Annotated in this window: 18 protein-coding genes; 11 read left to right on the top strand and 7 right to left on the bottom strand. The window is 56.8% G+C overall.

Annotated elements, in window-relative coordinates:
* The first annotated feature begins 39 nt into the window (after window positions 1-39).
* Window positions 40-1,116, top strand: coding sequence for a DivIVA domain-containing protein (locus tag U1140_RS06230; protein WP_369846674.1), 1,077 nt, complete (start codon window positions 40-42; stop codon window positions 1,114-1,116).
* A 173-nt stretch (window positions 1,117-1,289) separates the two neighbouring features.
* Here U1140_RS06230 and U1140_RS06225 read toward each other — a convergent pair whose 3' ends face one another.
* The 4 genes from U1140_RS06225 to U1140_RS06210 all read right to left on the bottom strand — a co-directional run bounded on the left by U1140_RS06225 (window position 1,290) and on the right by U1140_RS06210 (window position 5,869).
* Complete coding sequence (locus U1140_RS06225; RefSeq protein ID WP_369846673.1) at window positions 1,290-2,777, bottom strand: sodium/glutamate symporter; 1,488 nt, start codon at window positions 2,775-2,777, stop codon at window positions 1,290-1,292.
* 178 nt (window positions 2,778-2,955) lie between these two features.
* Entirely contained in the window at window positions 2,956-3,591 is a 636-nt protein-coding gene (locus U1140_RS06220) for a LutC/YkgG family protein (protein ID WP_369846672.1), read from the bottom strand.
* Window positions 3,591-5,066 (bottom strand): LutB/LldF family L-lactate oxidation iron-sulfur protein, encoded by a 1,476-nt coding sequence (locus U1140_RS06215; RefSeq protein WP_369846671.1) that lies wholly within the window; start codon window positions 5,064-5,066, stop codon window positions 3,591-3,593. Before U1140_RS06215 ends, U1140_RS06220 begins: the two co-directional genes overlap by 1 nt.
* A complete protein-coding gene (locus U1140_RS06210) occupies window positions 5,066-5,869 on the bottom strand; it encodes a (Fe-S)-binding protein (protein WP_369846670.1) in 804 nt (267 codons plus the stop codon). Before U1140_RS06210 ends, U1140_RS06215 begins: the two co-directional genes overlap by 1 nt.
* Window positions 5,870-6,116: 247 nt before the next feature.
* On the opposite strand from U1140_RS06210, the gene U1140_RS06205 reads away from it, so the two are divergent.
* Together U1140_RS06205 and ileS are read left to right on the top strand one after the other, a co-directional pair.
* Window positions 6,117-6,269 carry a hypothetical protein gene (locus tag U1140_RS06205; protein WP_369846669.1) on the top strand — a complete coding sequence of 51 codons (153 nt, stop codon included), beginning with the start codon at window positions 6,117-6,119 and terminating at the stop codon, window positions 6,267-6,269.
* Between the two features lie 435 nt (window positions 6,270-6,704).
* On the top strand, window positions 6,705-9,857 hold the full coding sequence (ileS, locus tag U1140_RS06200) for an isoleucine--tRNA ligase (protein WP_369846709.1): 3,153 nt from the start codon (window positions 6,705-6,707) through the stop codon (window positions 9,855-9,857).
* Between the two features lie 26 nt (window positions 9,858-9,883).
* Here the strand turns inward: ileS and U1140_RS06195 are convergent, their stop codons facing one another.
* Entirely contained in the window at window positions 9,884-11,254 is a 1,371-nt protein-coding gene (locus tag U1140_RS06195) for a D-arabinono-1,4-lactone oxidase (protein ID WP_369846668.1), read from the bottom strand.
* Entirely contained in the window at window positions 11,251-12,378 is a 1,128-nt protein-coding gene (locus U1140_RS06190) for an alanine racemase (protein WP_369846667.1), read from the bottom strand. Before U1140_RS06190 ends, U1140_RS06195 begins: the two co-directional genes overlap by 4 nt.
* Window positions 12,379-12,453: 75 nt before the next feature.
* On the opposite strand from U1140_RS06190, the gene U1140_RS06185 reads away from it, so the two are divergent.
* The 8 genes from U1140_RS06185 (at window position 12,454) to U1140_RS06150 (ending at window position 21,278) form a co-directional block, all read left to right on the top strand.
* The gene (locus tag U1140_RS06185; RefSeq protein ID WP_369846708.1) at window positions 12,454-13,542 is read left to right on the top strand and encodes an alkene reductase; all 1,089 of its coding nucleotides are present in this window, start codon (window positions 12,454-12,456) and stop codon (window positions 13,540-13,542) included.
* 310 nt (window positions 13,543-13,852) lie between these two features.
* Entirely contained in the window at window positions 13,853-14,773 is a 921-nt protein-coding gene (locus U1140_RS06180) for a hypothetical protein (protein WP_369846666.1), read from the top strand.
* Between the two features lie 376 nt (window positions 14,774-15,149).
* The gene (locus U1140_RS06175) at window positions 15,150-16,160 is read left to right on the top strand and encodes a hypothetical protein (protein ID WP_369846665.1); all 1,011 of its coding nucleotides are present in this window, start codon (window positions 15,150-15,152) and stop codon (window positions 16,158-16,160) included.
* Window positions 16,161-16,461: 301 nt separating this feature from the next.
* Window positions 16,462-17,400, top strand: coding sequence for a hypothetical protein (locus U1140_RS06170; RefSeq protein ID WP_369846664.1), 939 nt, complete (start codon window positions 16,462-16,464; stop codon window positions 17,398-17,400).
* A gap of 370 nt (window positions 17,401-17,770) precedes the next feature.
* Window positions 17,771-18,790, top strand: coding sequence for a hypothetical protein (locus U1140_RS06165; RefSeq protein WP_369846663.1), 1,020 nt, complete (start codon window positions 17,771-17,773; stop codon window positions 18,788-18,790).
* A gap of 32 nt (window positions 18,791-18,822) precedes the next feature.
* Window positions 18,823-19,455, top strand: coding sequence for a hypothetical protein (locus U1140_RS06160; protein ID WP_369846662.1), 633 nt, complete (start codon window positions 18,823-18,825; stop codon window positions 19,453-19,455).
* An 877-nt stretch (window positions 19,456-20,332) separates the two neighbouring features.
* A complete protein-coding gene (locus tag U1140_RS06155) occupies window positions 20,333-20,890 on the top strand; it encodes a hypothetical protein (RefSeq protein ID WP_369846661.1) in 558 nt (185 codons plus the stop codon).
* A gap of 220 nt (window positions 20,891-21,110) precedes the next feature.
* Complete coding sequence (locus U1140_RS06150) at window positions 21,111-21,278, top strand: hypothetical protein (protein WP_369846660.1); 168 nt, start codon at window positions 21,111-21,113, stop codon at window positions 21,276-21,278.
* Here U1140_RS06150 and U1140_RS06145 read toward each other — a convergent pair.
* On the bottom strand, window positions 21,275-22,348 hold the full coding sequence (locus tag U1140_RS06145) for an HtaA protein (RefSeq protein ID WP_369846659.1): 1,074 nt from the start codon (window positions 22,346-22,348) through the stop codon (window positions 21,275-21,277). The two genes, U1140_RS06150 and U1140_RS06145, sit on opposite strands and share 4 nt — an antisense overlap.
* Between the last annotated feature and the right edge of the window lie 240 nt (window positions 22,349-22,588).

Raw genomic sequence — 22,588 nt, 5'->3', positions numbered from 1 at the left:
ATTCGCGGGGCCGTCACTTGAGTAAGAAGGGGAGTGCCAATGCCACTTTCACCAGCAGACGTCCACAACGTCGCGTTTAACAAGCCACCCATTGGCAAGCGAGGCTACAACGAGGACGAGGTGGATCAGTTCCTCGATTTAGTCGAAGACACCCTTGCTCAGCTGCAGGATGAAAATGATGAGCTGCGCACGCTTCTGGATGAAGCAGACTCCAAGCCCTCCGCGAGTGCTACTGGTGCGGCGTCCTCGCAGGCTTCGTCTGCGGTGGATGAGTCCAAACTGCGTTCCGAGATTGAGTCTGAACTGCGCTCGAAGATCGAAAAGGAAATCCGCGCACAATACGACGAGAAGCTGAACGAATCCCGCAAGGCTGCTGGTCAGGCACAGAGCGAGGCTAACCAAGCGAAGGCCGAGCACGAGGCCACTAAGAAGGAACTGGCACAGGCACGTCAGTCCGCAGAAGCTGCTGCGAAGCGCTCGGAGTCTGACTCCAGCAAGGCTGCGGGTGTCACTGCGCAGAAGCCGGCACCGGCTGCTGATGCTCCAGCACAAGCAACCGCTGATGCCAGCGGTATGGCTACCCCTGCCACCCACATGCAGGCGGCGAAGGTTTTGGGCTTGGCACAGGAGATGGCAGACCGCCTCACCGCAGATGCACAAGCAGAATCGAAGGCGATGCTGGACGATGCTCGTTCCAGCTCGGAAAAGCAGCTGTCTGATGCACAGGCAGAGGCGAAGCGTTTGGTTGACGATGCAGAGCAGAAGTCGTCCAAGCAGTTGAACGACGCTGAGACCCGTTCGCGCACGATGATCCAGGATGCGGAGAAGAAGGCCGCGCAGACCACCTCCGATGCTGAATCCCGTGCGGAAGCACAGCTGCGCCAGGCCAACGAGAAGGCTGCGTCGCTGCGTGCGGATGCGGAGAAGAAGCACACCGAAGTAATGAACACCGTCAAGCAGCAGCAGACCGCTTTGGAATCCCGCATTGAGGATCTGCGCACCTACGAGCGCGAGTACCGCACTCGTCTGCGCACCTTGTTGGAATCGCAGCTGGAAGAGCTCGAGGCACGCGGTTCGGCTGCTCCGTCCGGCGACATCAAGGGCAGCAACAACTAATCTCCCGCGCGCCAGCCATGGCCTGAGCGCTCCAGCTTAGGTCTTGTGCACGGCACGAGGCCGGTGCACAATACTAAAACTAATGCGCCTGCAGTTCATTTGATCTGCAGGCGCTTTATTCATGTCTGTCTATTCATGTTTATGTCGGCAAGCGCTAAGCTTTCCGACGATTGCTAAGCTTTCTGGTTCTGCAGCTCTTCGACCGCAGGGTCAGACCACTTGCCTTTGGCGACACCGTTTTTGTACACGATGCCGGAGACCAGGGCGATGACGAAGATGATGGCCATCGGAACCAGAATGACGTAAACGTTGCCCACGGCAAACATCACCGGGATACACAGCGCGGTGACGAGGCCACCGCCGAAGAACGGCTCGAACGCCAGCTGCTTATAGCCGAAGGCTTCCAGTGCGGGTGACTTTTCGTCCGGGTCAGCCACGCGCAACAGGGCCAGACCAGTTGCGGTAACACCCATGGATTGTCCGAAGTCTCCAACACCACGTTCTACCCAGAATTCTGGAATCACTCGTGGCGTGAAGAACCACAGGATGATCACGTTGAAAGCAATGCCCGCGATGGACAGCAAAACGAATGCCTGCCAGTAATCGGCAATAACGGTCAGCGAGATCGTTGCCAAAGCTGCTGCGATCAGTAGGTCCAAGCCCAAGCCCTGGATGCGCTTCATCATCTCGTGGTCTACGAGGTCGGTGCGTCCGGTCTTGTCCAGGAAGATCTGAACGATCACGCCGCCGATCATCGCCAGCGGGAACAATGGGATATAGCCCAGCAGAGTGGTTCCCTCACCCTCAGAGACGAACAGCGAATCTGGCTGTCCCCACAGCAGGTTTTCGATCCAGGTAATGAGCTCAAGCAGCAACCAACCGATGATGATCGCGACACCGACGACAGCCATGTGCAGCGTCAACGGCTCGATCGAGTTGGGGCGAGCGGTCTGGCGACCAGCAGAAACCTGCTCTTCGGAGGTGTAGAGACCTTGCAGCTCGGATTCGGACTGCTCGTTGACGTTTTTGATTACTTCCGTTTTGCCCTTGCGCACGGCCCAGTTCAAAAAGCCCATGCCGACGATGATGCCGGCAACCAAGCCGACGGTAGCCATCGCCAGTGCCAAGTCGGTTGCTTCTGGCATTCCGACGTCTTCGAAAGCTGGCTGCATGCCGGCCGCGGTGCCGTGGCCACCTTCGAAGGCGATCTCGATCAGTGCGCCGAATTTCTCATCCACATTGAACAGCGGCGCCAGAATCAGCACCGCAAGCAATAAACCGACGACATACTGGCCGGAGCCATAAGCCACACCGATTGACAGCTGTGGACCTGCGAGTTTGAGGACGCGGCCCGGCTTCGGAATCTTTGAGCCTAAAAACAGCGTCGCGAAGACGACGGAAATCAATAGTCCGGGAAGGCTGGACCAGACGGTGTAGATGTCTTCGGTGAACAGGCCGCCGTCGGCAAGCCAATCCCAATTGATAACGTCAGCGAGCCTGCCGACGACTTGCTCACCAGCCACCAGCGCCAACAATCCGGCGATGATGCTGCTGGGCAGCAGTAGTTTTTGTAAGAATTTCAGCTTCACGCGAAGGTATTTACCGGCGAGCATGATTGCTACCAGCAAGATCAGCGCAAAGCCCACTGTTCCTGCACTCATGTTGCACTCTCTTCTCTATTCAGTCTTTCAGCGGTGCTGGTCTTCTTGCATGGTTTGGGCATACAAAAAGGGTTAGGCGGTCGTGTTATCTGCACTGCATGCAGATTACATACCAGCCTAACCCACAGTAAAAATTCGCTGTGAAGCGGCTAATAGTTGCGTGGCAACTACTCGGCAACTACTCAGCAACGATGATGATGTCCAGGCGACGCGGCCCGTGTACACCTTCCACGCGTTCCAACTCAATATCGGAGGTGGCCGACGGGCCAGAGATCATGGTGATCGGCCGGGTGCCTTCGATCGCTTCCAGGGCCTGCGGCACCAAATCGACGACGTCTTTTTCGAAGACCACGCACACATGGTGATCCGGCACCAAGGTGATCGCACGACGGCCCTCATCGGGGCGTGCGGATAAGAAAATGGTGCCCGTATCGGCGCAGGAGACGGTAGAACCGGTGAGCACCGCAGCGATGGAATCGAGGTCATCGATGGTTAGCGGTTGTTCTTCGGTATCGACGATGAAGTCGCGATCTGGCAGCCAGTTTTCCGGCAGGCCGGAAGGGATAACGCAGGTGCGATCTTCCAGCAGCTCCGCGATGCGCTCGGGCAGCGAGGACATATCTTCGCGGTAGACGTTGGCCTTGTAATCGATCAGTCGGTCGATAAGCACCTCGACGACTTCCGCACCTTCGCGTTCGCCCACCCGGCGGTATTCCCGCGGCACCGGTGGTGGGGTGGGGTGGTCGCTGAGCGAATTACGCAAACGCGCAAAGATCTCGGTTTTCGCGTCGTCGTACTGATATTTCTGATCCATTAGGAATCCGCCTCCGTTGTGTTGCCGCGGTTTTTCGCCCACCAGTGGCGGAAGGCCTGCTTTGGCGGCTTCGGAATATCGCGCTGCGAGGTCCAGCCACCCGCGATGCCCGGCAACCAGCCAATCGATCCGGAGCGGCCGGCGACGATGCGACTGAGCGGTAATCCGCGTTCGACGAGTTTCATTACCTGGCCAGAGCCCATGACGAAGCTGGCGGCTTTCATCAGCGCAGCCATCTGTGATGGGCCGGATTGCTCGTCGACAGCCTTGGAACGCAGGTGCACCAGAATGTCCGGGATGTTGATCTTGACCGGGCAGACGTCGTAACAGGCGTTGCACAATGATGAGGCAAACGGCAGGGTGGCGTTTTGCTCCGAGGTGATGCCAGTCAGCTGTGGTGAAAGAATCGCACCGATCGGGCCCGGGTAGACCGAACCATAGGAGTGGCCGCCGGCTTGCTCGTAGACCGGGCAAACGTTCAAACATGCCGAGCAGCGGATGCAGTGCAGCGCGGAGCGGCCGTCTTCGTCGTCAAGCACCGCGGAACGGCCGTTATCCAACAGCACCACGTGCACGTTTTGCGGGCCATCGCCGTCGAAAGAACCCGTCCACAGCGAGGTGTAGGGGTTCATGCGCTCTCCGGTGGACGAGCGCGGCAGTAGCTGCAGGAAAACCTCGAGGTCAGAAAACGTCGGGATGAGCTTTTCGATGCCCATCACGGTGATCAGCGTTTCCGGCAGGCTCAGGCACATGCGGCCGTTGCCCTCGGATTCGACGACCGACAGCGTACCGGTATCGGCGACGCCAAAGTTTGCTCCAGAGACCGCGACCTTGCGCGACAAGAAGCGCTTGCGCAGGTGTCGGCGGGCAGCCTCGGCGAGCACGGCGGGCTCGGAGGTCAGGTCATCGCCGGCTTCGGGCATCTTGTCTTTGAAGATCTCGCGGATCTCGTCGCGGTTGCGGTGGATCGCCGGAACCAGAATGTGGGAGGGTTTATCCTCGCCGAGCTGCACGATCAGTTCGGCCAAGTCGGTTTCGGTGGCGGTGATGCCGCGCTCTTCCAGGTAATCGTCCAGGCCGATTTCCTGGGTCGCCATCGACTTGATCTTGTTGACTTCCGTCTCGCCGGTCTCGCGGATCAGCTCGGTGACGATCTTGTTGGCTTCCTTCGCATCACGTGCCCAGTGCACGTGGCCACCGGCGGCCTCGAAGTTGGTGGCGAACTGCTCCAGCAGGTCCGGCAAGTTGGCCATGACGTTGGATTTGATCGCCGAACCGGCGTTGCGCAGCTGCTCCCAGTCTGGGACCTCGCCGACGACGTTGTTGCGCTTCGCGCGAATCGCGTGCGTGGCGTGGTGGATGTTTTTCCGCATCTGCGTGTTCTGCATCTGGTGTTTGGCAGAAGCGGGGAAGGGGGTCGAGAGGTTGATGTTGCCTTGCCCGTAGGCAGGCATGCCCAAAGCCACGGTGCTCATTATTTCGCCTCCTGCGGGATGGAAAGTTCGTCGGCGGTCTCTGGGTTCCACGGGTTTTCGTGGGTGGAAGCCAAAATTTCTGCCAGGTGTAGTGTGCGGGTCGGAGAGCCCTTGCGGTGCAAGATGCCGCCGAGGTGCATCAGGCAGGATGCGTCGCCGCCGGTGCACATTTCGGCACCGGTGGATTCGATATTGCGCACTTTCTGCTCACCCATCGCGCCGGAAACGCCGGGGTCTTTGATGGAGAACGTGCCACCGAAACCGCAGCATTCTTCTTTGTCCGGCAGCTCTACTAGGTCGATGCCAGCCACAGTCTCCAGCAAATCTGGCTGGCGCGAGCCTAGGCGCAGCAAACGCATGCCGTGGCAGGACGGGTGGTAGGTCACCGTGTGTGGGAAATAAGAGCCGAGCTGTTCTCCAGCATTGGTGATGCCTTCGACATCCCGCAGGAATTGTGCCAGCTCGTAGGTGTATCCGGCGATATCACTGGCGCGTTCGGCGAGTTTCGGGTCACCATTTTTGCGGGCGACCATGGGTTGCTGGTGGCGCAGCGAGGCCACGCACGAACCGGATGGGGCGACGGCGACATCGTAGTCTGCGGAGCTGAAAGCCTTGACGTGGTTGCGCACCACCGGCAGGGCGTCTTTCAGGTAGCCGCTGTTGACGTGCATCTGTGAACAGCAGGCCTGGCCTTCGGGGAAGATGACCTCGTGGCCAAGCCTTTCGAGGATGTTTGCCGTCGCCAGAGCCACCCGTGGGTACATCGCGTCGACGATGCAGGTAGCAAATAATGCGATTTTCATGGGAATTGTCCTTTGTGACGCAGTGACAGTGACACAGAGATGCGGTGACACAACAATGGGGTCTGTCAAAAATTATCCGACTACGCTAACCGTTTCTGCAAAACGGCTGGAGTAATGGAAAACTCTATAATGACTCACGTGTGATCTAACCGTGCCACATCACCCCGCCGGTGGCATAATAAAACTATTGCTAAAAAAATCACACAGGTTATGCTTAGCAAGCAGGAAGGACGCGTGCAGGGAAAACATGATGCTCACCGTGTTGGTATTGGCCTTCATTGCCTTCCTGGCCCTCGTGCTGTTCTTGGCGACGGGCGCCACCGCGTGGTTAATCGCGCTTTTTGGCAGCGCCGGGGTGGCATTGGTGTTGCTCATTGTCGATGCGGTCCGTAAGAAATAAGCCGCACCTGCCGTTGACAGCACAGCAAATAGTCAGCAAATAGTTTTTGTAGGCATTTGCTAGTAAACTACGGTGACGTTGCGATGATCCGGCCATCACCGGGGAGCTTTCCGGAAGAACGGCATGTCGGCCGTCCGCAGTTGCTGTGGCTAGTAGCTTTATCTACTCGCATGAGCTGGAGGCGTCGACAAGCTCATTAGAACCGGGCTACAAGGTGAAAACCTTCACCACAACGAAGTGGGAACCAGGCCGCGTGCTCGCGCACGGTTTGGCTCCAAGCAGGGTGGTACCGCGCTGACATAGCGTCCCTGCATCACGAAAATTCGTGTGTGAAGGAGACTAACCGTGGCTGCAGATAAGCAGAAAGCAGATAACGCCAGCCCAGCGAAGCCAGCCGATAATCAGGCTGTGGGTGGTGTGTACCCGAAGGTCGATATGACCGACGGCACCAACAACTTTCCGGCGATGGAAGCGATCGTCCAAGAATATTGGGATAACGATCAGACCTTCCAGGCTTCTTTGGATCAGCGCAAAGACGCGCCAGAATACATCTTTTATGACGGCCCGCCGTTCGCGAACGGCCTGCCGCACTATGGCCACCTGCTCACCGGCTACGTCAAAGACATCGTTCCGCGTTACCGCACCATGGCCGGTAACTACGTCCCCCGCGTGTTCGGGTGGGATTGCCACGGCCTGCCTGCTGAGCTTGAGGCCGAAAAGCAGCTCGGCATCAACCAGCGCCACGAGATCGAAGAGATGGGCCTGGAGAAATTCAACGAGGTTTGCGCTACTTCGGTGCTGAAATACGCCGACGAGTGGGAAGCTTACGTCAACCGCCAGGCACGCTGGGTGGATTTTGAAAACGGCTACAAGACCATGGACATCGAGTTCATGGAATCGGTCATGTGGGCGTTCAAGGAGTTGTATGACAAGGGCCTGATCTACCAGGGCTTCCGTGTGCTGCCGTATTCCTGGGCTGAGCACACCTCCTTGTCGAACCAGGAGACGCGCCTGGATGATTCCTATAAGGAACGCCAGGATCCTTCGCTGACGGTCTCGTTCCCGCTGACTGGCACCCGTGCTGGTTCTGCAGCGGAAAAGACGCTGGCAGAAAACCCGATCTTTAACGACGTCGAAGCCGTAGCCTGGACGACGACGCCGTGGACGCTGCCGTCGAACGCGGCTCTGGCGGTGAACCCGAAGGTCACCTACGCCGTGGTTCGCGTTGGCGAAGATGGCGCGGATGGTTTCGCGGGCAAGCTGTTGTTGCTTGCCGACGAGCTCCGCGGCGCGTATGCCAAGGAATTGGGCAAAGAACACGAGGTTGTGCTGACCCTGCCGGGCGCGGATCTGGTGGGCTTTACATACGCGCCGATCTTCGGTTATTTCCCGGACCTGAAAAACGCCTACCAAATCTTGCAGGCAGACTACGTCACCACCGACGGTGGTACTGGTGTCGTCCACCAGGCACCGGCTTTTGGTGAAGACGATATGCTCACCTGCCAGGAAGCCGACGTTGAGCTGGTTATCCCGGTGGATGCCGACGGCGAGTTCACCGCGGATGTGCCGGATTACCAGGGCCAGCTGGTCTTTGATGCGAACAAGAACATCATCCGTGACCTCAAGCAGACCGGCCGCGTGCTGCGCCACCAGGTCATCGTCCACTCTTACCCACACTCCTGGCGCTCCGGCCAGCCGCTGATCTACCGCGCGATGCCGGCTTGGTTCGTCGCTGTGACCAAGATCCGCGAACGTATGGTGGAACTCAACCACAACGAGATCGAGTGGATCCCGGAGCACATCCGCGATGGCCAATTCGGCAAGTGGCTGGAAGGTGCCCGTGACTGGAATATCTCGCGTTCGCGTTACTGGGGTGCACCAATCCCGGTGTGGATTTCTGATAACGAGGAATACCCACGCATCGACGTCTACGGCTCGCTCGATGAGCTTGAGCGCGATTTCGGAGTGCGCCCAGAATCGCTACACCGCCCAGACATCGATGAGCTGACTCGCCCGAACCCGGATGATCCAACCGGCAAGTCCACCATGCGTCGCGTGCCAGACGTGCTGGACTGCTGGTTCGAATCCGGCTCCATGCCGTTTGCGCAAAAGCACTACCCATTCGAGAACAAGGAATGGTTTGAGTCGCACAACCCGGCGGATTTCATCGTCGAATACTCCGGCCAGACCCGCGGTTGGTTCTACCTGCTGCACGTGCTGTCTACGGCGTTGTTTGACCGCCCGGCATTCAAGAAGGTGGTTGCCCACGGCATCGTGCTGGGCGACGACGGGCTGAAGATGTCGAAGTCCAAGGGTAACTACCCGGACGTCAACGAGGTCTTCGACCGCGACGGCTCGGATGCGATGCGCTGGTTCTTGATGTCCAGCCCGATCCTGCGCGGCGGCAACTTGATTGTCACCGAGCAAGGTATCCGCGATGGCGTGCGCCAGGCGATCTTGCCGATCTGGAACGCGTATACCTTCCTGCAGCTGTATTCCAGCAAGCCGGCGCAGTGGTCGGTGGACTCGCAGGATGTGCGTGATCGCTACATCTTGGCTAAGACTCACGATCTGGTCGATGCCGTCGATACCGCGTTGGCGAATACCAATATCGCCGACGCCACCGAGGCCGTGCGCGTGTACGCGGATGCGCTGACCAACTGGTATGTGCGCCGTTCGCGTGATCGTTTCTGGGAGGGCGACGAGGCCAACCCGGAGGCCTTTAATACCTTGTATACGGTTTTGGAGATCGTCTCCCGCACCGTCGCGCCGCTGTTGCCGCATGTCGCCGAGGTGATCTACCGCGGGCTGACCGGCGAGCGTTCTGTGCACCTGGCTGATTTCCCGGCCGCCAGCGATTTGCCTGCCGACGACGAGCTGGTGCACGCCATGGACTACACCCGCGCGGTGTGCTCGGCGGCGTCGTCTGTGCGCAAGGCCAATAAGCTGCGTAACCGCTTGCCGTTGCCGAAGCTCCTGGTGGCGATGCCGGATTCGGCGCAGCTAGCAGATTTCGCCGACATCATCCGTGATGAGGTCAACGTCAATGAGGTAGAGCTGACTGACGACGTGGATGCGGTCGGCCGTTTCGAGGTCGTCGTTAACGCGAAGGTGGCTGGTCCACGCCTGGGTAAGGATGTGCAGCGCGCGATCAAGGCCGTGAAGGCCGGTAACTACGAGCGCTCCGGTGAGCTTGTGCTTGCCGACGGTGTCGAGCTGCGCGAAGGCGAATACACCGAGCGCCTGGTTGCTGCGGACCCGGATTCCACCGCGCAGATCACCGGCCGCGAAGGCCTGGTGGTGTTGGATATGACGGTGACCGAGGAGCTCGAAGCCAAGGGCTGGGCTGCCGACGTAATCCGCGGTATCCAAGATGCGCGTAAGGCTGCTGATTTCGCAGTCAGCGACCGCATTACCGCCACGCTGTCGGTTCCGGCAGACAAGGAAGAGTGGGCCAACCGCCACCGCGAGCACATCGCGGGCGAGGTTTTGGCCACCGACCTGCAGGTAGTCACTGCGCCGCAGGATGGCGACAATGTCTACCGAGTGCTCGATGGAGTCAGCGTCGCGGTGGCATTGGCGCACTAGCAAACGCGCACGCAGCTAGCTACACGCTAGGCTCCGAAAACCGCGCGCAAGTGATCGTTCAAGAACACGCCGTCGGGGTCTAGTTGTGTGCGCAGGCTGGCGACGTCGTCGAAAAGCGGGTAGCGCTCACGCAACTCCGGTGCGCCTAAGGTGTGCAACTTGCCCCAGTGTGGGCGGCCACCGGCCTCGCGCAGGATCGGTTCCAGCGAGGCGAAAAATTCCTGGTAAGGCTCACGGTGGTAGCGGTGAATCGCGATATAGCACGACTCGCGTTGGTACGCGGTGGACAGGGCGACGTCGTCGGCTGCAGTGGCACGTACCTCGATGGGAAAACTCACCTGCGGGTCGATGTGGGCGGCGATCTCTGCCAACACCGCGGGAGCATCGTCGAGGGCGATGGCGTATTCCATCTCGGTAAAACGCACCCGCCGGGAACTCACGAACACCTTGTGTGCTTGTTCCACCCAGCTTCGCGAACCAAAGGTCGCCGAGGCAATGCGGTTTAATTGCGGCACCCACTTCGGCTGCATGCGCCCGATTTCACACATGGCGTGCAGGGCAGTGTTGTCGATGACCTCCCGGGAAAACCAGCGCCCGAAGTTCCCCCGGCTGCGATAGCCGACATCTGGCAATCGCTTGTGCTCTTTGAGCAACACCTTCTTTGTGCCCGGAAACCAGAAGAATTCCAGGTGATCGGTGGCTCGCGAACGCTCGGGAAACTCTGCGGCGATGTGTGCAAAGTCCTCGGCGGAATGCTGCGCGTAAATACAGAACTTGTCGACGACATCCAGCTCGATCTCGGTGATAACGCCGAAAGCCCCCAAGCCCAGTCGCGACAAGCGGAAGAGTTCACCGGCGGCACCGGGGGCTTTTGCGTGGCAGTCGTGGATGGTGCCGTCGGCGGTGATGATCCGGAAGCTGCGCACCATGCCCGCGAAACCAGTAAACCCAGTGCCGGTGCCGTGCGTGCCGGTAGAAACCGCACCGGCCAGTGACTGCGGATCGACATCACCTTGGTTCGCCAGCGCTTTCCCATGCGGTGCTAGCAACCCCGGGATATCGTGCAAACGCGTGCCAGCATGGAACGTTGCTGTAGTCTCCGTACAGTTGATCAGCCCCCGCAGGTTATCTAGCTGAATGTGGGCACCGCCGTTACCGTCCGTGGTTGCCAGCGCACTAAACGAGTGGCCTGCTCCAAGCGGGCGCAGCGGGAGGCCACTTTGCGCACTGCGGTGGATGATCGCGGCGAGTTCGTCAGCACTTTCAGGTTGGTACAACGCAGCGTGGGCGGTTTGCGTCCCGGACCAGTTCGTCCACCGATACTCCTTCGATTGGTGATCCTTCGATTGTTGGCCCTTCGATTGGTGACTGCTCTGAGAATTGTGTGGGGAACTCATAGGTAACACCGTCCTAATCCGCGGTATGTGGGCCAGTGGTCGACGACGTCGCCGCCACGAATGATGGTGACAAGCTCTGCGTGTTCGGCACCCTCGCCGGCTTTGGCGTGGCGGAAGCGCACGGCGTCGCCAAGCTCGTAATCTTTGGCACTGCGCCCTTTGAGTGGAGTTTGTACCTCGCCGGCGCCCTCGGTGCCCAGGTAGCGCAATCCGGCCGGTGGTTGTGGCAGCCGATTCGGGTTGGCCGGCCCCGATGCGATGCGCCCACCACCAGCCACAGTGATGATATTTTTCGCCGGTTTGCGCACCACCGGAACCGCAAACCACAGGGCCGGGGCGGCCGGAGAATCGCGTAGACAGTCGTAATCGTCAAATAAGGTCGGCATGACAATGCCCGAACCTGCCCCGGCTTCCGTTACCGCATCTTCTGCACAGGTTGATTCCAGCGAACCCGTGCCGCCGCCATTGACAAATTCCAGCTGACCACCAGCGCTTACTGCTTTCACTACCCGCGCGCGTCGTCGTGCCAGGGCGCGGCGGGCTCGGCGCTTCATAATCTTGACCGGCCACGATGAATCCGGCACACCGGCGATGTGGCCTTCGTACATCATGATGCCGACGAGTTCGGTGTTCGGGTGGGCGCGAATCTGCTTGGCGACGCGCGCTGCCTGCTTCGGTCGGTAGATCGGTGAGCGCCGCGTGCCAATGTGAATACCGGGCAATGGCTTGTACGAGGCATCGACGTCGAGGCAGACCCGAAAGGGCAGGGTGCCGGTGAAGCGTGCAGGCAAGAAATCGAGGTGCTCTAGGCAATCCACCATGATGGTGATCGCGCGACGCAAAGATTCGTCGGCACCTAAAGCAGCGAATGCCGCACGGTCGGTGCTGGGATAGGCGACCAGGATGTCGTCGCTGATGCCGTCGCGGACCAGGTCGATGGCCTCGGCGAGGCTATAGGCGAGGATGCCGGAAAACCCTGGTTTGTCTAGCACGTAGCGCATGAGTTCCGGGATGCGGATGGATTTCGAAGCCAAGCGGATTGGTGTGCCATGAGCGCGCGAGACCATGTCGGCGGCGTTGGTGTCTACTTGGTCGAGGTCACAAATCAGGCCCGGAGGTTTCATGACTAAACATTATCAGGTGAAAGGGTGCGTCGAGCGGATTGGAATAAAGCTATGATGCATGCTGTTGTAGTTGTCATGGCAACTTTATTTAGTCCTTTGGAACTTGGTCGTTACACCCTGAAAAACCGCGTGACCATGGCGCCGTTGACCCGTCAGCGGGCAGGCCACAGCGGTGTGCCGAGTGAACTGCACAAGAAGTACTATTCCCAGCGAGCCAGCGCCGGTCTCGTGGTCACGGAGGGGACTTTCCCTGCGTGGACGAATCGCGCGTTCCCGGGCCAGGCCGGCATCGTCGATGATGAGCAGGCAGCCGGTTGGCGCGAAGTGGCCAATGAGGTGCACGCAGCTGACGGCGTTTTGTTCATGCAGATCATGCACGGTGGACGCACGAGCCATCCGGATCTTATCGACAGCGCCCAGCCAGAAGCTCCAAGTGCGCTGGATTGGGGCGGTGACGTCCGTGGTTTTTCCGGCAAGATGGACGCACCGATCCCACGTGCGTTGGAGGCTGAAGAACTCCCACGCATCGTCGAAGAATTCCGTGCCGCTGCGCGCCGGGCTATCGACGCGGGCGTTGACGGTGTCGAGATCCACAATGCCAACGGATACCTGTTGCACGAGTTCATGGCTCCGAATGCCAACCAGCGTGACGACGAATTTGGTGGCAGCCCAGAAAACCGGTGGCGCCTGCCAGAGATGGTTATCCGTGCCGTGGTTGATGAAATTGGTGCCGACCGCGTAGGCGTTCGTTTCTCACCTGCGCACGTGGTGCAGGGAATTGTGGAAGACGACGAGGCTGACATGGTCGCCACGTATGGCGGTCTTTTGGATGCGATCGCTCCATTGAACCTGGCGTATGTGTCCTTTTTGCATGCGGAGCCAGAAGGTGAGCTGATTTCTGCTTTGGCGAACAAGGCCCGCGCCAACGGTGTAACCAAGGTGCTGATGAACGACGGTTTTGGCAGCGTCACCACAAAAGAAGACGCAGAGCGTGAGCTGGAACTGGAGCATGTGGATGCCGTCGTGGTCGGTCGGCAGCTTATTGCGAACCCAGATTTGGTTCGCCGGTGGGAAGAAGGTCTGGAGTTGAATCAGCCAGATGAGTCCACCTTCTACGTCGGCGGTGAGCGCGGCTATATCGACTACAAAACCTACGAGGGCTAATAGCTAGCCGGATAACCGGTAGCCCGCAGCAGGGGTTTGAAGTTGCGGGCCCTGCGGGGACGGGTCGTGCGCTTGCTGCCTGCAGGTCGACAGATGGGGGGTGGGTGGTTCGAAGTTTCGTTATAAAATATTGACTTTCGTCTAGGGGGGGGGATAGCCTGAGCGCAGGCTGGAAATTTCATTGGAACAAACTTAGCGCATTGTGTTGCGTGCCAGTGCGTTTCTGCAGCTTATTGGGCTGTAGAAGGGGTTTGCTCTCAAGGATAACCAGTCCTAGTGTTCTTGGTTTTTTGTTTCGGAAGGTTTCTTTATGAACTTCAACAAGCGTGTTTTTGCCGCTGCCGCGTTGTCTGTATCTCTCGTTGTTCCTACTGTCGCACCGGTTGCACAGGCTGCTGAGCACCTGGGATGTGAGCAGGCATTCCAGACGAAGCTGGATTTTGATGGTACTGCTTCGATCGTTGTTGCACAGCACTTGCGTAAAAACTGTGGTTTGTCTGCTGGCCAGATTTCGGAATTGAGTGTTGCTGAGCTGAAGAAGGTCGCTCAAGAACTCAAGGACAAAGATGGCAAACCGCTTTCTGAAGAAAAGATCAATGGCATTAATAAAGCGGAAGTGAGTGGTGCCGCGAAAGATGCCGCCGAGAGAGATGAGAAGGAAGCCGCTAGCCAAAACACTGAGGTTGAAGCCGAGCAGCTTACCGTTGCACCTCAGGTGAATGACATCAAAGCCGGTGACAAAGAGGTCACCGGAACGGTTCGCCTATACCCAAGCGAGAAGAACTACGAGTTTGCTGCTACTTTCCCAGGTGGTGCAGTTGAAAAGATCGCCGTAGAGGCACCGGCTGAGGATGCCACGGTCGACTTCAAGATCGCAGTGCCAAAAGGTGTTGAGCTGAAGGCTGGCGACGAAGTCTTCGTTACTCCTGTACCGAACACGGTCAACCCACAAACCGGTGAGGGAACTGGGCAGAACATTGTTGTGAAGCCAGCTGACGTAGCTGACAACGGCCAAGGTAACAACGACGACGAAGACAAGAAGAAACCAGGTAACGATCTGTCTTCCAAGGGCAGCTCGGATGCTGGCAAAGCGATTGCCGCTTTTGCTGGTTTGGGTGGCTTGGCTGCGTTGGTAGCTGGCGTCGCGCATTTGGTAAACCAGAACTTGGGTGGCGTCCCATTCTTGCAGCCAATCCGTGAATTCTTGGCGCAGTTCAACATACACATCTAAGAATCAGCGCAGTAGCGTAAGCCAAAGGCGGTCACTGCCGTTTGTCAGCGACCGTGTAATTCGACCGGGGCACCTCGATTTGTGAGGGCCCCGGTTTTGTCTATTACCCCGTTTTGTTGCCAGCAGGTTCCGTGTTGGCTTCCTATAAAAGGACAGGATTGCCAGAATATTTTTATATAGAAAACTACAGCTAGATAGGTGTTTTTGACAACCAAATAAACTGCGCACTAAGTTTCTGCAATCGATCATTCAAGTGCTTGGATGAAATAACCGGCTGGCAGAATCCTAGGAATGTAAGCGCCCAGGCGAATACCTACGGCATCTGTTCACGAATGATCAGCCCAATTCCGTTGTATTGCCTTGAAAGGTGCCAATCATGATCAATAAACGTGCCGTAGCTGCTGCCGTTTTGTCTCTGTCTATCGTCATTCCCGGTGCTAGCTCGGTAGCGCAAGCGACAACAGCGCCGAAACACCTCGGTTGCGACAAGACAGTGGCTGAAGACGCTGGCTTTCGGGGAACCTCTTCGATTGTCGTCGCCAAGCATTTGAAAGTTTCGTGTGGGTTAGCGGTCGCTGAGATTTCTCAATTGTCGGATTCCGAACTCACTCAAGTTATTGAAGAACTAGGTATCTCCAAGGAAGGATTCAACCCGGCTTTAGTGCGAGCCGCAGCCAGGACCATTGACCAAAACACTGATAAGTCAGGAAACGGTGGAGGAGCTGGCGACCATGATCGTGACAACCAGACCGGTGTGAGCGTAGACCGCATCAAAGCTGGAGCCCGGACCGTGACCGGTACGGTGTATCTCCAAGCAGATCAGGACGAGCAGAAAGTTAGCGCAGCGCTTCCAGGTCGTAACTTTGTCACGGTTACTGCGAAGAAGAAAAACCCGGGAAAGGCGGAAACTGTGAAATTCGAAATCCCGGTTCCGGAAGGTCTACAGCTACGGGAGCATCATCAGGTGTTTGTGTACACGGGGGAGGGAGCGCCGACACCACAGCGCATTCGTAACGGTGGTGCTATGTTGCTGGTTGAAGCGGAAGGCTCAGGTGGCGAGGAAGGTAGCGCGGATAGCGCAGATAATGGTGCACAAGCGCAGCAGACGCAGATTCTTGTCGACGATATCGTCGTTGGAGCTCAGGCAATAACCGGGAAAGTGAAACTGCCCGAGGGTGTTTCGGAGCAGAAGATTGCAGCCTTTTTCCCACGCTCGCTATTCGGTGAAGTTATTGTCAGTAAGTCTGAGGCAGATGCAGCAGGAGTAGTGGCCTTCGAAATTGCCGTGCCGGAATCATTGAATTTACGGGTAGGAGATCAGGTCAAGATTGGCCCAGTTGGAAGCCCTGCAGAGATTCAGTCGGTCACAGTGAAGTCTGCTTCCTAGTAACCACGGCGGGTAGTTGCTGACGTTAGGGCCGTGTACATGGAATTTCGTGTGACGAGCGTTATCACAAAAGTCATGTACTTGGCCTAATGCAGCTTTTAAGCTGAATATTTGACCATTGTGCTTGACCGCAAACAAGGATTGTGGCTTACTTTGTTTTAGGATTGAATGGTACGTAAATGAATCCTAATTCAATGTGCTACTGCTTGGGGTTCGCTAGCGGTGTAATAAAAATTATTTGTTTTAGGCGTCGGGATCGTTCATCTCAATTTCTACTGGTCTGTCCTGAAAGGTTTCTCGAATGCTTAATAAGCGTGTGGTTGCGGCTGCTATTGTCTCCGCCTCCCTCATTGCTCCTGTTGTATCCCCGGCTGCCCATGCGCAGAACGGCACGATGCAAGCAGGGGAATCTCAACAGTCGCAGCTGTTTGTTCTGCAAATCGACCCTGTGAAAGAGGGGGCGACGAAGATTACTGGCCGAGTTGGGCTGCAGGCGCCTGAGGAAACGGTGACAATTAGCGCGCTGCTTATGCGGCAAGTGCATTTGCTTAGCACCTCGGTATCAAAGAGTAGTTCTGATGTGCCTGAACTTGTTGAGTTTGTGATCATGATCCCGAGTACGCATTTGCCGATGGCTGGTGATCAAATCCGAATTGGTCCTGAGGGTGAGCCAACAAAGCAGCAGGTGATTACCGTTTTAGCATCGGATTCAGCCGAGCAGCAAACACCTGCGCCGCAGCCTCTGCCTATGCCGAACCCGGCACCGAATACGCCAGCTCCAGGCGAGGGCAACTCAAAGCCAGAGGCCGACCAAAAACCGGACAATGGCCAGCAGGATTCGAAACCAGAATCAGGGCAGAAACCTGAAGATGACCAGCCGAAGCCGGAAGACGAAAAGCCTAAGCCAGAAGGTGGTCAGCAGGAATCTAAGCCAGAAGGTGAGCAAAAGCCAGAAGGCGAAAATCCTGGCGCAGGCAAGAAACCAGAAGCTCCAAAGGATCCAGAAAATACCCCGAAGGATCCAAAATTACCCGGTGATAATGAAAAGAAGCCTGAGATCGATAAAGATATGCTGCAAGGCAGCTCCACAGTCGGCGACCTTTTCAAAATCCTGGCAGCTCTCGGTGGTGTGGCCGGACTAATCTCTGGCGTCGTTAAGCTTTTGACCCTGGGGTCGGGCAGTGCGAACTTCCTGCAGCCGATTCGTGACTTCTTCGCGAAGTTTAACATTAAGTTCTAATGAGCTGTCGCGGCGTCACGTGAGTTCGTCGTAAAGCATGTCTTGCAAGGTTCGGATCGGTGAGGCCTAACTGACCGGCGTGTCCTTATTAAGGGCGCGCCGGTTTTGTTATATCAGTGTTATCGCATGTCAAGGGGGCGATTTTCCCAGGATTATCAGGTTGTTTTTTAGGGGTAAAACTGCAGCTAGATCAATGCTTTTGACAAATAAATCTTTTGCTGAGTAGTTTTTTGCAACCGACCGCAGAGACTTTTGGAAGAACTTTCTACCTGGCAAAACCCTAAGAATGACATTTCGACGCCAGTGAAAGAGTTAGCCAAGGATGATGCAGTCCGAACGGTTCATTGTTTTCCTGAAAGGTAACCCCCGCATGCTTAATAAACGTGTGCTTGCCAGTGCAGTTTTGTCGGTTTCGATCGCAGCTCCCTTGGTGACTCCTACTGCTCAGGCTGCTGACACGCATCTGGGGTGTGCGCAGCTCCAAAGAGACAGCGATTTCGATACTCGCAATATTGAGGGTCACTTGGATGAGCACTTGCGTCGCGCCTGCAAACTCAGCACTGAACAAGTCAAGGCACTTTCGCTTGATGATCTCAATAAAGTCGCTGAAGAACTCGGCTACGTGAATCAAGCAATCAATATCGGTTTGCTGCATGCATATGCCTCGGCAGGCGAGCCCGCGCAAGCCAGTGACGATCGTGCTGCAGGAGACTCTGCGAGGACGAGTCTTGACAACATCTACGTGCACCCCGTGAAAGCTGGTGACACCGCGGTCACAGGACAAGCGTGGTTGCACACCCCTGGGCAAACCCGCACTGTTTCTGCCTTTTTCGAGGCCCAGGCGACGTCAGGGCAGACGACGGTTACGAACAAACATACGGACCGGCCAGAGATCATTGATTTCACTATCCAGATCCCTGGGCCATATGTGCCGAAAGCGGGAGATGTGATCATCGTAGGATTTGAAGGTGATACATCGTCGCAAAAACACGTCACCGTCGATGCAGCGCCTTCATTAGAAGAAGAAACCCCTGCACCAAAGCCTTCTCCAGCCCCGGAAGCACCGGCACCGCACAATCCAGTACCGGAGAAGAAACCAGAAGACAAGCAACCTGAGCAGAAAACCCCAGAGCAAAAGACCCCTGAAAAACCAGGGAACCCCAAGACTCCAACCCCGAAGGTACCTGGAGATACCAAGAACCCAGGGATCGACAAAGACGGCGTACAGGGAAGCTCGAGCGTTGGGGATCTGTTTAAGACGCTGGCCGCAATCGGCGGAGTGATTGGGTTGATCACGGGCGTCGGCAAGATTCTGTTCCAGGGCACAAACGGGCTGGACTTCCTGCAGCCGCTTCGTGGATTCCTCTCCCAATTCAATATTCGATTCTAATTTCACCTCTATTTTCCAGAAAGGAAAACCTCATGATCACAGCACGCATGGTGGCAGCCGGAGTCTTGGCCGCCGCGATCGTCATTCCAACTATCGCACCTGTCGCACAAGCTCAGGATTCGACAGCTACCGCAACCACTGACAACACGACTATGACGAACGCACAGTCTGAAGTTGTGGTAAACCCTATCAACGTTGGTGATAAGACAATTTCTGGCAAGCTCCTTTTGCGCAAAGGGGAATCGAGCCGCAACGTGGCTATTCGTTTTGATCGACGTAACCACCAGGAGACGGTCACCGTCGCACGTGAGGCAGCGCTGGGCGACGATCTTGTCGCTTTCGAATACCCAATTCCAACCTTGTTTAATTTGAAAGATGGTGAGCCAATCACCGTCGGTGTGCCTGGGCAGCCGCAGACGTTCAAGCAGGTGTTTGTGGGGGACACCAACGCACCAGATACCCAGGTGCCTGCGCCAGGAAATTCTCCTGGGCAGAAGCCAGATGGAGACAATCAGCCAGGTCAAAAGCCAGGTAATGGCGAGCCGGGAGTTGTGCCGCAACCACCCCAAAACCCTGGCGCGACTCCGAAACCACCACAGCGCCCAGGTGGAGGCAACGGTGGCATGATGCTGGGAAGTTCGGGTTCGTCGAACCTGTTCGGCTAGGTCTGAAGACGGTTGCCAGTGGAATGCTCCGGTTTTGCTCCGAATCTTCGTTAACGAGTGTCGACCCAATTAAGGCCGGAGCTACAACGATCACCGGGTGAATTGGTCTACGCAACCCCGGTGAAACAGTCAAAATTACCGCGTTATTGATGAACCAGGTTCATATAGAAACCACGACTGAGTCAAAAAGTACCTCTGAGGTTCCTGAACTCGTAGAGTTTTGATTAAGGCTCCTAATTTCCGTGTTTTAAAGGACGGTGACAAGGTAAAGATTGGGCCCGAGGGTGAGCCGTCACGTCAAGTTGTGGCGACCGTGCAGCCAGCTAGTACTCAAAGAGATGGAAATCCCGCATCGGTACCATCGCTCAGTTCAACAGCAAATTTTAACTGCTAGCGCGAGAGAGGATTTGCAGCTTTTCTCGTGCCATATAGCGTTGCCTAACGAACCGGGGAGCCTGCTACGGACTCACCGGATTTTTCGTGTGTCAGCACCCCCGCATGTTAATCATATGAAAATCCAATGATTAACAGGTTATTTTTATATAGAAAACTACAGCTAAATGCATGTTTTTGACAATAAGCTCGGCATGTGAGTATTTTTCTTGAACCGAGTGCACAGCCTTGTGGAAAGCGTCGTAAGCTGGCAAAACTCTGGGAATGAAGTCTCCAGGAGCATACGGGAGATCTAACGAATCCCGGGGCGATGCTCGAGGTAATCGCAGTTCTCGGTGGCGCAGCCCGGCTGGTGGCAGACGTCGTCAAGCTTATTAGCTAGGGGATAGCTGCAGCGGGGTTCTTACAGGTGTTGTGTGTCTTCCTCGATCAGTTCAATATCAAGTTCTAAATTTTGTCCGTAATTTCCCGAAAGGAATAGCTCATGCTTAACAAACGTGCATTTGCGGCAGCAGTAATCTCGCTGTCTCTTGCAATTCCAACGGTGGCTTCGCAAGCCACTGGAGCGCAGGCTCAACCTGCTGCGGTCGCGCAAAAGCAGGTCAATGATGCTGCTAATCAGGTGGTCGTGAACCCGGTCAAAGTTGGGGACACCGCGATCACCGGCAAGGTCTTACTTGAGGCTGGACGTAAGTCGCAAACTGTCGCGATCCTATTCGACGCGCGTGCCCATCAACAGACCGCCGTAGCATCGCGCGACGAAAGTTCTGGGGATGATTTGGTCTCCTTTGAGTCCCCGATTCCTTCTCTCTATAGTCTACAGCCGGGTGAAACCATCACGGTAGGGATTGCTGGTAAACCGGACACATTCAAGAAAGTGGTGGTCGAAGCGGCTAAAACGCCAGGAGAGGAGCTTAAACCAGGCGGGGACAACAATCCCGGCCAAAATCCTGGCGCGACTCCGAAACCACCACAGCGCCCAGGTGCGGGTAATGGTGGGATGATGCTGGGAAGCTCGGGTTCGTCGAACCTGTTCGGCTAAAACTGGCCAATCTTGACCGTATAGCCCGGTGCAACCTGTAATACAAGGCTGACATTTTGGGACAACTCTCCGTGCCGGAGCAAGTCACCGCCACATGCTGCCGGCCACCTGGAGCTGTCGAAAGAATCGGTCATGGCCGAAGACCTGGACTTGAGTATCGGCCAGAGTGGGACTGTGAATCCAGAAACCACCACCGAGCCTGCACTCCGACCAGGGCGGCGTGAAAGAAGGCGTCACCAGCCTGGCTGGCGCAGAAACCATCACAGCGGTGAAAGAAGACAAGATTCTGCCGATGCTGCTGGCTTTCGCTGAGCCGCCATCACCACTGGCAATCGACGGTGTTGAGCAGCTGAAGAAGTTTTTGTCTGAAAAACTAACCCAACGCTAGCCGCGTACCTGGTCGGCGGCCTGGGCGGCAGTGATCAGCCCCAGTGGCACCCGCACCATTTCATCGGCACCCACATTGTAAGAGCGTGAGACAAGCCCCGAAATCAGGAAGCCGCCGTCTGGTTGCGGTATGAGCCACGGATCGGCCACCGCGACTTCCGTCAGGGTAAATCGTGCGGTGGTGATCACGGTGCCTTTGTATTTGCGCACACCATCGCCGTTTTCTGCGGCCGCATCTCGGGTGAATGTCACGCGGTTTGCATCGGTCTTGGTTGCTCCATTCTTGGCGTTTACCCCGCCCTTGGTGATCTCTGCGAAACGGAAGGCAAGGTCGGCATCGAGAAGAAGATCAGGCTGGGGTGGTGCAGGGGTGTTTGGGCCAGGTTCGGGCGAGTAATTCAAGGGAATATAAAATTCCTCGGCCGCATTGATGGATCCTGCGCCAGGGTAAACATACACGCCCCAATTATCACCAGGCGTGGTTTCGGGGGGATCCACCACGATGCGGGCGGTAAACGAACCGTCAGCATTCATTCGCTGCTCCTGCCGCGCGATAGAGCGGCGCATGTCAACGGCTCCGGCGGGAATACTGTCCAGAGTGCCTTCTGGCATGACCCACGCCATGCGATCGTGCGGGTGGGTACGGGCGGAAGAATCTGCGCCCTCGCTGGGCTTCCAGTGTGAGGGGAACGCTCCGTATAAGGCGTAGAGGCCATTGGGTACGCCCGGTGGGACAGGGAGGGGGAAGCCGCCTTGGTTAGCTTCGGGGGAGAATCCGGTGCCATGCACCAGTAGCACGTCGCCGCGGTGGACGGTCGCGCCTTCGACGGGGGTACCGTCTTCGAAAGTTACGGATACCTGTGGGTTTTCAGTAACTTTCGGGAAAATAGGTAGGTCGTCCGGAATCACTGGGGTGGCGGCGTGGGCGCGAGGGGTGATCTCGGGAGTGCCGGGAGCGAGCGTGCTAGCTGCAAGGGCGAGCGTGAGCACGCCAGCCGAAAGCGACGCGGTGCGGCGGGAGAAACCACGGCTGCGTAGGCGGGGTGTGTGGAATAGCAGGCGAGAGTTCATAGTACCCAAGGTAATTCATTATCAGGTTCGCCAACCTTTATTTGGTTATGCTGTATATCACTTGGGGAAATTGTGTTCGCGATAAGCAAAGGCGTGCAGTACGGAAAGGAGTTAATGGAGTGCTCGTAAACGTCGCGTGGGTTTTAGAAAACGGACAAGCTGTTTTGAAGACAGCCTATTCAGTCCGGGGTGAAGGGGTGATGGAAGTTCGGGATTGGTAAACTAGCTAAACCCACTAAC

The sequence above is a fragment of the Corynebacterium drakensteinense genome, assembly GCF_041224285.1.
Taxonomy (GTDB): domain Bacteria; phylum Actinomycetota; class Actinomycetes; order Mycobacteriales; family Mycobacteriaceae; genus Corynebacterium.
This window is presented reverse-complemented; position numbering and strand designations above follow the sequence as displayed.